Raw genomic sequence first — 11,363 nt, 5'->3', positions numbered from 1 at the left:
TCCCGGGCTGCGCATATCCATCACGAAGTACGAGATGCCCTTCCGTTTGGGCGCCTCCGGATCGGTGCGGGCCAGCAGCAGGCACCAGTCGGCGTATTGCGCCCCGCTCGCCCACACCTTCTGCCCGGTCACCACATAGTCGTCGCCGTCGCGCCGGGCGGTGGTGCGCAGGGCGGCCAGATCCGAGCCCGCGCCGGGTTCGGAGAAGCCCTGCACCCAGAGTTCACCGTCCAGGATCGCCGGGAGATGGCGTTCCCGCTGGGCGGGTGTGCCGCCGGCCAGCAGGGTGGCCGCGGCATGGTGGATCGCCACGAACGCCAGGACCAGCCGCGGCGCGTCGTGCGCGGCGAGTTCCTGATACAGCACGATCTGTTCCGGTATCGGCATCCCGCCGCCGAATTCGGCCGACCAGTGCGGTACCGCGTACCCGGCCGAACGCAGCCGCTGGAACCATTCCTGCTGGAACGCGACGAAATCGGCGTCGGTGGCGCCGGTCTGGGCCTCTCGCCACCCGGCCGGGACGTTGGCCCGGCACCAGTCCTGTACCTCGGCACGGAAGCCTGCGAGATCGCGGGGCGCGGTCATCGCTGCCCGCCTCAGCGCCGCGCCCGGTCACGCAGAGCGTGCAACCGGTCGCGATGCTCGTCGGACTGCATGGTCACCACCTCGGCCGCGAACCCGGCCTGCAGCGGTCCCGCCAGCGCCTGGGAGAGATACATGTTCACCACGCGTTTGGTGCTGCTCAGCGCGCCCTGCGGCTGTTTCGCCAGCCGGCCGGCCAGCGTGCGCGCGGCGTCGGCGAGTTCGTCGGCGGGCACCATCCGGGTCGCCAGTCCGAGCTCCACCGCGGTCGCGGCGTCGATCCGGTCGCCGGTGTAGAGGTATTCGCGCGACCGCAGGATCGGGGTGAGCAGGGGCCAGAACGCCGCGCCGCCGTCCCCGGCCACCAGCCCCACCGCGACATGCGGATCGGCGAGATGGGCGCGATCGGAGATGAGGACGATATCGCTGAGGATCGCGATACTCGCGCCCAGGCCCACGGCCGGACCGTTCACGGCCGCGATCACCGGCAGCGGGAAACGCAGTAGCTCCTCGATGATCTCCGCGCCCTCGCGGATACTCTCGTCGCGGGCCACCGGATCGTCCAGGAACGAGGTGATCCAGTCCAGATCGCCGCCGGCGCTGAACGCGCGGCCCGCCCCGGTCAGGATCACCACCCGCGCCTCGGTATCGGCGGCCAGTTGCCGCCACACCTGGGCCAGCGCCCTGTGCAGGTCGGCGTTCACCGCGTTCAGATCGTCCGGGCGGTTGATCGTCACGGTGCGGATGGGTCCGTCACCGGTGACGGTCAGTACCTCGGGCAGCTCGTATTCCACCGCGCCTCACACTCCCGCCGGGTCGGAGAACAGCCCGGCCAGACCACGACGGCCGATCCGGCCGGTCAGCAGTTCCTCGGTGCCCACCGGACCGACAGGCAACCGCCGCAGCGGCAGACTGTACCGGGACAGCCAGGACAGCGTGGTCTCGTCGCAGAAACCCACCGCCCCGTGCAACTGGTGGGCGATCCGGAACACGATATCGGCGGCCTCCAGGGCGGCCAGCCGCAGCGCGAGCGCGTCGTCGACCGCCTCGGGACGCCCGGACTGGATACTCCACAGCGCGTACCGCGCCAGCAGATCGACCCCCCTGCGTTCGACCTCGGCGTCGGTGAGCTGGAACTGCACACCTTGGAATTCGCTCAGCGACCGCCCGAACTGTTCGCGCATCTGCACATGGGCGCGTGCGAGCTCCAGCGCCCGGTCCAGCATGCCCAGCAGGGTCCAGCACGGCAGGGTCAGCGCGAGGGCGAGATCGGCGGAGCCGTCCCCCGGCCGGGGCCGGATCTCGAACCGGGTAACGAATGCGGCGTTGCGGCCGGGCGCCTCCGGCCCGATCGGCACGGCCTCCCCGCAGGTGCCGTCGGGTGCGACGGTCGCCCAGCGCAGGTCCACCTCGGCGACCTGCCCGGCGGGTTCGGGGCCCGCGACCACGATCAGCCCGTCGAACTCCGGATCCTCGGGCCGCGCCAGCCGTTCCGCGACGGGATAGGGCGTCGCCCAGTAGCCGGCGCCCCGGCACAGCGCCGCGGCCGCTTCCAGTTCGACCGGGTCGCGACGCGGCGTCAGATCCCAGGCACCCAGATCTCCCAGCACCGGTTCGATCAGCTCCCGGCGGCGGGCGGGTTCGCGTTCGGCCCGCTGCACCAGTTCGTCCCCACCGGCCGCCCGCAGCGCGCGGACCACCTGGCGGCCGAATTCCTGGGCCTCGGCGGCGAGTTCGAGCCGCACCTCGTGCTCGGACCCGGTCGACGTACTCACACTGTCCTCCTGCGGCGGCCGCGATATCCCCTGCGGTTGTGTGCCGCCGCACCGGCTCCCGGGGCGGCCCGCCCGGTCGCGGCCGTCGCCGGCGGCGGTTCCGATGACCCGGTCTCCTCCGGAACGGCGGAAACGCTCACGCCGTGGGTCCGATACCGGATCCGGCTGCGCCGGCGCGCGACCCGGCGGGTCCCGGCGCCTGGCTCGGCAGCGTTCGCACCCGCGTCCACCGCCGGGCCGGTCGCATCGACGGGCCGGGGAGAGCCGGCAGCGACGACCGTGGGGGCCGGTGATACTTCGGCGCCCCGAAGGAAATCCGGGACCGGTAGCGCGCGCGGCGCGGCGGTCACGACGCCGCCCGCCCGGACGCTTGCGGGCGGCTCCCCCGGTCGTCCGGCGAACGCCGCCGGACCGAGTCGCCGGGGGCGAGGAGTTCCCGCGCCAGCAGGATCCGCTGTACCTCGATACTGCCCGATGCCACGGTGGCGGCATTGGCATACCGCCAGTGGTCGTGGACCGCACTGCGGAACCGGCGGCGCTCCGGTGAATCGGCGGGTACGGCCGCGGCGAGTTCCACCAGTACTTCCGCGCTCTCCTGGTCGAGGCGGGTGACCGCGATCCGGTAGGCGGCGGCATCACCCGGCGCGACGGTGCCCGAATTCTGCAGCGATACCACCTGATACGCGAGCAGCCGGGCCCGGCGGCAGCGGGTGAGCATCCGGGCCCAGCGGCCACGCAGGGTGGCCGGGATCTCGTCCCAGGTGGCTCCGAGCACCTCGGGCGCGGCGTGCAACAGCCGTTCGCACCGGGCGTAGCGGGCGATCCCGACCCGTTCGAAGGCCAGTACTTCCTGTACGACCGCCCAGCCCTGGTCCACCTCGCCCAGGACATCGGCCTCGGTGGCCCGGACGCCGTCGAAGAAGACTTCGTTGAGATGGTGCGGGCCGAGCATGGCGTCGATCGGCCGGACCGTGATGCCGGGATCCGACATCGGCAGCAGGAACACGGTGAGTCCCTGCTGTTTCCGGCCGCTGCTCGAGGTGCGCGCGAGCAGGAAGCACCATTGCGCCATGGTCGCGTAGGACGTCCAGATCTTCTGACCGGAGATCGACCAGCCGTCGCCGTCGGGACGGGCGGTGGTACGCAGCGAGGCCAGATCCGACCCGGCCTCCGGCTCGCTGAACCCCTGACACCAGACCACCTCGCCGCGCGCGATCGGTGGCAGGTGTTTACGCTGCTGTTCCGGGGTGCCGTGCCGCATGATCGTCGGACCCACCCAGTTGACGCCCATGTACTGCGCCCCGCGCGGTTCGTGCTGCGCCCACATCTCCTCGCGCACCACGGTCTGCTCCCAGATCGAGGCGCCCCGGCCGCCGAACTCCTCCGGCCAGGCCAGGCAGAGCAGACCGCGCTCGGCGAGCATGGCACAGAAGCGCTGGGCGACAGCCAGGTCGTCGGGGTCGTCGGTGAAGGCACCGAGAAAGTCGGCGGGGACCTCGTCGGCGATCAACCGGCGCAGCTCACCCCGGAGCTTCCCGGCGGTCGCACCCATCGTGAAGTCCATGCGCGTACATTACGACAATCCTCATAAGGATTGCAATGTTTACGGGTTTGGCCGACGCGGTTTCCACACGCCGCGGCCACGCGGATCACACCGGCGGTGCACCACCCACCCCGGCGGCCGCCGCCACGAACAGGCAGTAATCACCCAGTCGCGCCACCTCTTCCGCCGTCGGCTCGATATCGGACCACAGGTGTTCCGACAGTTTTCCCACCGCCGAATAGGCGAGCAGGCCGGCGACGTATTCCGGCTCGCGCACCCCGAGCTCGGCCAGCGGGGCGTGCAGCAGTGCGGCCAGCCGCCGCGGCGCGGACGCGGCCCGGCCCGACACCAGATCCACGCCCAGCCCACCGGTCTGGCAGAGCACCGCCCGGGTATCCGCGGCGCTCGCCGTTTCGGCCTGGGCCAGGATCGCGGACACCCAGGAGCGAACCCGGGCGGCCGGATCGGATTCCTTCGCCATCCGATGCGCGACATAGCGGCCCAGCCGTTCCGTGCCGTCGGTCAGCAGGGCCGCCATGAGCGCGTCCTTGGAGCGGAAATGCCGGTAGAACGCGTCATTGGACGACCCCGCGGCGGCGACGATATCGGCGACCCTGGGCCGGCCGTCCGGACCGCATCGGCGCACCTGATCCAGTGCGGCGTCCAGCAAGCGGCGGACCTCCCCCGCGTACTCCGCTTCCCGCCCGGCGACCGCCTGCCGGGCGATACGGCCGGCCAGGTCCGAACCCGGATCCGAGTCCGAAAGAATTGCATTCTTCTCCACAAGAAGGATATTCTCACCTCACGAGAGGAGGCGCAAATGGCGTGGGATTTCGATACCGACCCGGACTTCCAGGAGAAACTGGACTGGGCCGACGCGTTCGTCCGCGAGGAGGTCGAACCGCTCGATCTGATCTGGCCGCATCAGCAGTTCGTGCCCTTGGAAGGCGCCCGCCGGGCGGCCATCGAACCGCTCAAGCAACGGGTACGGGAACAGGGCCTGTGGGCCACCCATCTCGGCCCGGAACTGGGCGGGCAGGGTTACGGGCAGCTGAAACTGGCGCTGCTCAACGAGATCCTGGGCCGCAGCTCGTGGGCGCCGATCGTCTTCGGCTGCCAGGCGCCCGATACCGGCAACGCGGAGATCATCGCCCACTACGGCACCGAGGCGCAGAAGGAACGCTATCTGCGGCCGCTGCTCGAAGGTGAACTGTTCTCCTGCTATTCGATGACCGAACCGCAGGCCGGCGCCGATCCGACCCTGTTCCGCACCCGGGCCGAACGCGACGGTGACGACTGGGTGATCAACGGCTGGAAGTTCTTCTCCTCCAACGCCCGCACCGCCGCGTTCCTGATCGTGATGGCGGTGACCGACCCGGATATCAGCCCGTACAAGGGCATGTCGATGTTCCTGGTCCCCTCCGACACCCCCGGTATCGAGATCGAACGCAATATCGGACTCGCCGGCGAACCCTTGAACGACGGCTCGCACGCCCTCATCCACTATCGCGATGTGCGGGTTCCGACCGAGGCCCTGCTCGGCGGGGAGGGGCAGGCGTTCGTGATAGCGCAGACCCGGTTGGGCGGCGGCCGTATCCACCACGCCATGCGCACCATCGGCCTGGCCCAGCGCGCCCTCGACATGATGTGCGAACGGGCACTGAGCCGCGAGACCGCGGGCAGCCGGCTGTCCGACAAGCAGTTCGTCCAGGGCTATATCGCCGACTCCTACGCGCAGCTCAAACAGTTCCGGCTGCTGGTGCTCTACACGGCCTGGGAGATCGACAAATACAACGACTACAAGAAGGTCCGCAAGGATATCGCCGCGGTGAAGGTCGTGATGCCGACCGTCCTGCACGATATCGCCTGGCGGGCCATGCAGGTACACGGCGCCCTGGGCACCACCAACGAACTGCCGTTCTTCACGATGATCCACGGCGCCGGGGTGATGGGCCTGGCCGACGGGCCCACCGAGGTGCACAAGATGACCGTCGCCAAACAGGTGCTGCGGGACTATTCGCCCAGCGACGATCTGTGGCCCACCGAATGGATTCCCCGCAAGCTCGAATCGGCGCGGGCGAAATACGCCGACTATCTGGAGAACGAGGTGGGCAACCTGTGATCGACTTCGCGCCACTGGGGCCTTGGATGGACGAGGCCGGACTCCCCGGTAAGGGTGAACCGTTACAGACGAAACTGCTCTCGGGCGGGACGCAGAACGAGATCTACGAGATCACCCGGGGCGAGCACCACAGCGTGCTGCGCATTCCGCCGACCCACGCCCCGGCCGACCGGGACAAGGGAATCCTGCGGGAATGGCGGATCATCGAGGCCCTCGACGGCTCCGATGTCCCGCATACGTCCGCGGTGGGGGTCTGCACCGATCCGTCGGTGCTCGGCCGGACCTTCTACCTGATGGGGTTCGTGGACGGCTGGTCGCCGATGGACCACCGGCGGGTGTGGCCGGCGCCGTTCGATACCGATCTCACCGCGCGCGGGGGGCTGGCCTATCAGCTCGCCGAGGGGATCGCGCTGCTGTCCAAGGTGGATTGGCGCGAACGGGGCCTGGACGATCTGGGCCGGCCGGACGGTTTCCACGAACGGCAGGTCGCACGGTGGACCGGGTTCTTCGAACGGATCAAGGGCCGCGAACTCGAGGGGATGGAGACGGCGACCCGCTGGTTGCGCGAACACCGTCCACTGGATTTCGTCCCGGGTCTCATGCACGGCGACTACCAATTCGCGAATGTCATGTACCGCGACGGCGGGCCCGCGCGACTGGCCGCCATCGTGGACTGGGAGATGGGCACCGTGGGCGATCCGAAACTGGATCTGGCCTGGATGGTCCAGGGCTGGCCGGAAGACACCTCCGCGCCCGAGGCGAGCGAGTCCGGCTACGTCGATATGTACGGTATGCCCTCCCGTGATCAGGTGGTCGCGCACTACGCGGAGGTGTCCGGGCGGCAGGTCGACGATCTCGACTACTACCTGGTCCTGGCCCAGTGGAAGCTCGCGATCGTGCTGGAACAGGGCTTCCAGCGCGCGGGCGACGACATCAAATTGCAGTCCTTCGGCCCGATCGTTCCCGAACTCATGCGATCCGCCGCCGAACTCGCCGAATCAACGGAGTACCGCTCATGAGCGACGAAGAATTCCTGGTGGACCGGCGCGGTCCGGTCACCGTCCTCACCCTGAACCGCCCCGAAGCGCGTAATGCCCTGAACGGGAATCTGATCGGCGCGATCGGCGCGACGGTCCTGGAGGCCGAACGCGATCCCGGTATCCGCGCGCTGGTCATCACCGCTGCCGGCGATCGGGCGTTCTGTTCCGGAATGGATCTGCGCGCGTTCTCCGGCGGCGAGGATGTGGGGTTCAGCGATACCCCGGAGAACCGGGCGTTCCAGCGGCTGGCCCGCGGCGCGGTCGAGGTCCCGGTGGTGGGCGCGGCCAACGGATCCGCGGTCGGCGGCGGTCTCGAGGTGCTACTGGGCTGCGATCTGATCGTCGCCGCCGAGACCGCGAAGTTCGGTCTCCCCGAGGTACAGCGCGGGCTCTTTCCCGGCGGCGGCGGCACCTATATCGCCGAGCGGATCCCACTCGGAATCGCCCTGCAGCTCACTCTGACCGGCGAATTCTTCTCCGCGGCACGCGGCTATGAGATCGGCCTGATCAACGCGGTGGTCCCGGCCGATCAGGTGCTCGACACGGCACTCGGTTTCGCCGAGCGCATCGCCGCCAACGGCCCCCTCGGCGTCGCGGCCTGCAAAGAACTGGTGCGCCTGTCGGTCACCGATCCGGCGAAGGCCGCGCAGCGGCTCCGGCACTGGCAGGAAGTGGTGTTCGCGAGCGCGGACGCCAAGGAGGGCGCGATGGCCTTCATGGAGAAGCGCGCCCCGGAGTGGCAGGGCAAATGAGTTCCGGGCGGGCGGTGATCTGCCCGGAATTCGGCACCCCGGAGGTGCTGCGGCTCGAACGCCGGGAGCCGCCGCGTCCCGGCGACGGGCAGGCGCGTATCCGGGTTCGCGCGGCCGCGGCCAACTTCCCGGATATCCTGCTGATCGCCGGGAAGTACCAGATCACCGTGCCGCCGCCCTTCGTACCGGGCAGCGAATTCGCCGGCACCGTCGAAGAGCTGGGGCCGGGTTGCCAGGGGGTCGCGGTGGGCGATCGGGTCACCGGAACGGGCCTCTACGGAGCCTTCGCCGACGATATCGTCGTGCCCGCGGCGAACCTCGCCGCGATTCCGGCGGCGGTGGACGACCGCACCGCCGCCGCCTCCGGTGTCGCGCACCGCACCGCCTACCACGCGCTCCGCTCGATGGCCCGCGTCCGGCCGGGCGATCCGGTCATCGTCCTCGGTGCGGGCGGGGGCGTCGGCCTGGCCGCGGTGCAGCTGGCCGTCGCGCTGGGTGCCGAGGTGATCGCCGTGGCGTCCTCGGCCGAGAAGCTCGCCGCCGCGCAGTCCTACGGTGCGGCACATGTGATCGACCACAGTGCGGGCGATCTCCGGCAGGCCCTGCGGGAAACGGCCGGAGCGGGAGCCGCCGCCGTCCTCGACCCGGTGGGCGGTGACCTCGCCGAACCGGCGCTCCGGGCGCTGAGGCGCGGCGGCCGCTTCCTCACCATCGGCTACGCCTCCGGCTCGGTCCCCCGCATTCCGCTGAACCTGGTGCTGGTCAAGGGCGTGCACATACTCGGGTTCCAGTTCCAGGACGTCGCACCGGACGAATTCCGGCGCAACGATGAGGAACTCGCGGCGCTGCTGGAACAGGGGCGAATCGCTCCGCATATCGGCGCGGTCCACCCACTGGAGGACACGGCACTGGCTCTCGGCGAAGTCGCCTCGGGCCGGGCGATCGGAAAGATCCTGATCGATCTGACAATCTAGCGATCGCCGGAACCGACGGTGATCACCACACGACTCCTACGCCGACGACATTGCAGCGGTGTTCAATCGCCTGGACCGGGGGGCCAGCAGGGACCGCGATCTACGTCGATACCCAGGTCTACTCCCAGTCGGGCAGGGCGCTGATCACCGCCGCATCCAGCTGGTTCCGTGCGGTGGATTCGCGCTGGGAGACCTTGGCCGAGCGATGGGCGAGAATTGAACTCGTGACCGAAGACGACCACGACCCTGAGCGGTTATCTTTCGCGGAATACCTTCGAGAGTGCTACCAGGAGGCGCGCGAAACCCATGACGCCCCCCGCCGGATGGAACCGGACGAGCCCGCGATCGAACGGCTCACCCGAGAACGTAAGCTCCTCTGGGCACAGCTCCACAAGGCGCAGGACGACGGTGAAGCACGGGCATACGCAGAGTTCCTGGCATGGTTCCCGGGTCCGATCGGATGGAAGCCCGATACCTGGGCAATCGGGAAGCGGCTCAAAATGATCCTGTTCCCCAACCGGTTTGTCTGGTCCCGGGAGAAGCGCCGAGCTGCCAGGTGGGAGACAGAGAGGGATTTCAGAGTTACCTACCCGGATCCTCGTTTTCCGCGACTGAACTTCATGTCGCTGTCCCAGAAGATCGATGCCGAACTCGAAGCCGCCCGCATGCCGGAGTCCCGGTCCGCCTCTGCGTGGCAGATGGTCGAGATCATCCAAGAGCTCCACGACACGGAAGGCCTGGATGTGGCGGCGATCGCGGAGTTCTTGGACGAACACCCCGACCATATCGGGTATGCACTCCGGCTTCGCACGGGACGCAATTCCGCTGACGGCTCCACCCGGTGGGACTCCGGGCGTGACAGCGGCGGCGGCGGTAGCTTCGATGGTGGCGGTTTCGGCGGATGTGGCGGTGGTGGTGACGGAGGGTCTGGCTGAAAGCGTCCGAGGAGATCGTCGCTGGTCTCATCCGGTTCGTGGTGCGGTGGTACACGCCCGCGCCCACTTCGACCACCTGCTACTCCCCGCGCGCACGCCTCCTGACCGCAACAACAGCCGCGCCGAAGGTTCTCTGCAACTATCGTCCGTGCGGCCTTCGTCACCCGGGGGCCGACGCGCCTACGATGGCGCGGATCCCGGATCGCCGCCCTCGAAGTAGGCCGCTGTCAACCGGTCCCGGTCGGCGCGCAACCCGGCGGCATCGCCGGACAGCACCACCCTGCCGTGGTTCAGTACGACCGCGTGGTCGGAGACGGCCAGCGCGAGATCGACGTGCTGCTCCACCAGCAGGACCGCGATCCCTTCCGCGCGGGCGGTCGCCCGGATCGCGGGCAGCATGTCCTGCACGACCATCGGCGCCAGACCCAGGCTCATCTCGTCGACCATGAGCACTTTCGGACGTCCCACCAGCGCCGCGGCGAGGGCGAGCATCTGCTGTTCGCCACCCGACAGCAGTCCGGCTTTCCGGCCGCGTAAACCTTCCAGCGCGGGGAACCGGGCGAGCACCGCCTTCTCCCGGGCCGCGTCGGGCGTGGGGGCCGCGAGGCGGAGATGTTCGGCGACGGTCAGCGGTGGGAACAACCCGCGATCGTCGGGGACGAGCCGCAGTCCGCGGCGTGCGGTCCGGTGCGGTCGCCGGTGGTCGACGGGGGCGCCGAGGACGGTGACGCGGCCGCGCATCGGGGGCAGCAGGCCGGCGAGCGCGAGCAGGGTGGTGGTCTTCCCGGCGCCGTTGGGGCCCAGCAGAGTCGTCACCTCACCGGGGGCGACCGCGAGATCCAGTCCCTCGACCGCGGGTATGCCGTTGTGCCCGGCGGCGAGTCCTTCCGCCACCAGCAAGGCCTCAGACATCGGCGTCCTCCATCGGCGCTCCGAGATAGGCGGCGATCACGGCCGGGTCTGCCCGCGCCTCGGCCGGGGTCCCCGCGAAGATGATCTGCCCGAACTCCATGACGTAGACCCGATCACAGACCCCGAGCACCAGCGATATGTCGTGATCGATCAGCAGGACCCCCGGACCGCTCGCGGCGATACCGCGTATCTGCTCGGCGAAATCGAGGCTTTCCCGGCTGTCGAGTCCGGCGGCGGGTTCGTCCAGCAGCAGGATGCGGCATTGTCCGGCGAGAGCGCGGGCGACGCCGGCCAGTTTCTGCTGTCCCAAAGTCAGGTCCCGGGCCGGGACCGCGCCCATATCGCCGAGACCCACCGCGTGCAGGGCCGCGGTGACGGCCGGGTCGGCCCGATTCCGGCGGCGGCCGAAGAGGTCGGTGAGGACGGTCGCGAATCCGCCGGGTCGCAATGCGGCGGTCACATTTTCGACGACCGACATATTCCCGAACAGCTCGCCCGACTGCCACGTCCGCGACAGTCCGGCCCGGCGCCTCCGGTGGGGCGCGAGCCGGGTGATATCGGCGCCGTCGAGGGTCACCGCCCCCGTGGATCCGGTGAACCCGGTGATCGCGTCCACGAACGAGGTCTTACCGGCTCCGTTGGGTCCGATCAGTCCCACGATCTCGTGGGGCCGCACGGTGAGCGAGACGGCGCTGTTGGCCACCACTCCCCCGTATCGGACAGTCAGG

Annotated in this window: 12 protein-coding genes; 5 read left to right on the top strand and 7 right to left on the bottom strand. The window is 69.5% G+C overall.

Annotation, left to right across the window (positions count from 1 at the left end):
- The 5 genes from ACWDU1_RS21650 to ACWDU1_RS21630 form a co-directional block, all read right to left on the bottom strand.
- Nucleotides 1–585, bottom strand: a 585-nt coding sequence (locus ACWDU1_RS21650; protein WP_450000967.1) for an acyl-CoA dehydrogenase family protein, incomplete at its 3' end; no start/stop codon positions are given.
- Between the two features lie 11 nt (nt 586–596).
- On the bottom strand, nt 597–1,376 hold the full coding sequence (locus tag ACWDU1_RS21645; RefSeq protein WP_450000965.1) for an enoyl-CoA hydratase/isomerase family protein: 780 nt from the start codon (nt 1,374–1,376) through the stop codon (nt 597–599).
- A 6-nt stretch (nt 1,377–1,382) separates the two neighbouring features.
- Entirely contained in the window at nt 1,383–2,327 is a 945-nt protein-coding gene (locus ACWDU1_RS21640) for an acyl-CoA dehydrogenase family protein (protein WP_450000971.1), read from the bottom strand.
- Between the two features lie 376 nt (nt 2,328–2,703).
- A complete protein-coding gene (locus tag ACWDU1_RS21635; protein ID WP_450000963.1) occupies nt 2,704–3,921 on the bottom strand; it encodes an acyl-CoA dehydrogenase family protein in 1,218 nt (405 codons plus the stop codon).
- Nucleotides 3,922–4,006: 85 nt separating this feature from the next.
- Nucleotides 4,007–4,684, bottom strand: coding sequence for a TetR/AcrR family transcriptional regulator (locus ACWDU1_RS21630; RefSeq protein WP_450000962.1), 678 nt, complete (start codon nt 4,682–4,684; stop codon nt 4,007–4,009).
- Between the two features lie 36 nt (nt 4,685–4,720).
- Between ACWDU1_RS21630 and ACWDU1_RS21625 the strand changes: the two genes are divergently transcribed.
- The 5 genes from ACWDU1_RS21625 to ACWDU1_RS21605 all read left to right on the top strand — a co-directional run bounded on the left by ACWDU1_RS21625 (nt 4,721) and on the right by ACWDU1_RS21605 (nt 9,723).
- Complete coding sequence (locus ACWDU1_RS21625; RefSeq protein WP_450000960.1) at nt 4,721–6,022, top strand: acyl-CoA dehydrogenase family protein; 1,302 nt, start codon at nt 4,721–4,723, stop codon at nt 6,020–6,022.
- A gap of 26 nt (nt 6,023–6,048) precedes the next feature.
- Entirely contained in the window at nt 6,049–7,041 is a 993-nt protein-coding gene (locus ACWDU1_RS21620) for a phosphotransferase family protein (protein WP_450000969.1), read from the top strand.
- Nucleotides 7,038–7,814, top strand: a complete 777-nt coding sequence (locus ACWDU1_RS21615; RefSeq protein ID WP_450000958.1) for an enoyl-CoA hydratase-related protein — start codon at nt 7,038–7,040, stop codon at nt 7,812–7,814. Before ACWDU1_RS21620 ends, ACWDU1_RS21615 begins: the two co-directional genes overlap by 4 nt.
- Nucleotides 7,811–8,788, top strand: coding sequence for an NADPH:quinone oxidoreductase family protein (locus ACWDU1_RS21610; protein ID WP_450000956.1), 978 nt, complete (start codon nt 7,811–7,813; stop codon nt 8,786–8,788). The genes ACWDU1_RS21615 and ACWDU1_RS21610 overlap by 4 nt, the downstream gene beginning before the upstream one ends.
- Nucleotides 8,789–9,012: 224 nt before the next feature.
- Nucleotides 9,013–9,723: a hypothetical protein gene (locus ACWDU1_RS21605; RefSeq protein WP_450000955.1), complete on the top strand. Its 711-nt coding sequence runs from the start codon at nt 9,013–9,015 to the stop codon at nt 9,721–9,723.
- Nucleotides 9,724–9,903: 180 nt separating this feature from the next.
- Here the strand turns inward: ACWDU1_RS21605 and ACWDU1_RS21600 are convergent, their stop codons facing one another.
- A complete protein-coding gene (locus ACWDU1_RS21600) occupies nt 9,904–10,635 on the bottom strand; it encodes an ABC transporter ATP-binding protein (protein ID WP_450000953.1) in 732 nt (243 codons plus the stop codon).
- The coding region (locus ACWDU1_RS21595) for an ABC transporter ATP-binding protein (protein ID WP_450000951.1) at nt 10,628–11,363 on the bottom strand (736 nt) is incomplete at its 5' end. The genes ACWDU1_RS21595 and ACWDU1_RS21600, both read right to left, overlap by 8 nt.

It is taken from the genome of Nocardia sp. NPDC003345 (assembly GCF_053589395.1).
The sequence above is the reverse complement of the archived record's forward strand: the minus strand, read 5'-3'. Positions and strand labels throughout refer to the sequence as shown.

Excerpts from the sequence above, each read along its gene's own strand:
- ACWDU1_RS21600 (WP_450000953.1), bottom strand. The coding sequence starts at position 10,635 with ATGTCTGAGGCCTTGCTGGTGGCGGAAGGACTCGCCGCCGGGCACAAC.
- ACWDU1_RS21625 (WP_450000960.1), top strand. The coding sequence starts at position 4,721 with ATGGCGTGGGATTTCGATACCGACCCGGACTTCCAGGAGAAACTGGAC.
- ACWDU1_RS21635 (WP_450000963.1), bottom strand. The coding sequence starts at position 3,921 with ATGGACTTCACGATGGGTGCGACCGCCGGGAAGCTCCGGGGTGAGCTG.
- ACWDU1_RS21610 (WP_450000956.1), top strand. The coding sequence starts at position 7,811 with ATGAGTTCCGGGCGGGCGGTGATCTGCCCGGAATTCGGCACCCCGGAG.
- ACWDU1_RS21620 (WP_450000969.1), top strand. The coding sequence starts at position 6,049 with ATGGACGAGGCCGGACTCCCCGGTAAGGGTGAACCGTTACAGACGAAA.
- ACWDU1_RS21615 (WP_450000958.1), top strand. The coding sequence starts at position 7,038 with ATGAGCGACGAAGAATTCCTGGTGGACCGGCGCGGTCCGGTCACCGTC.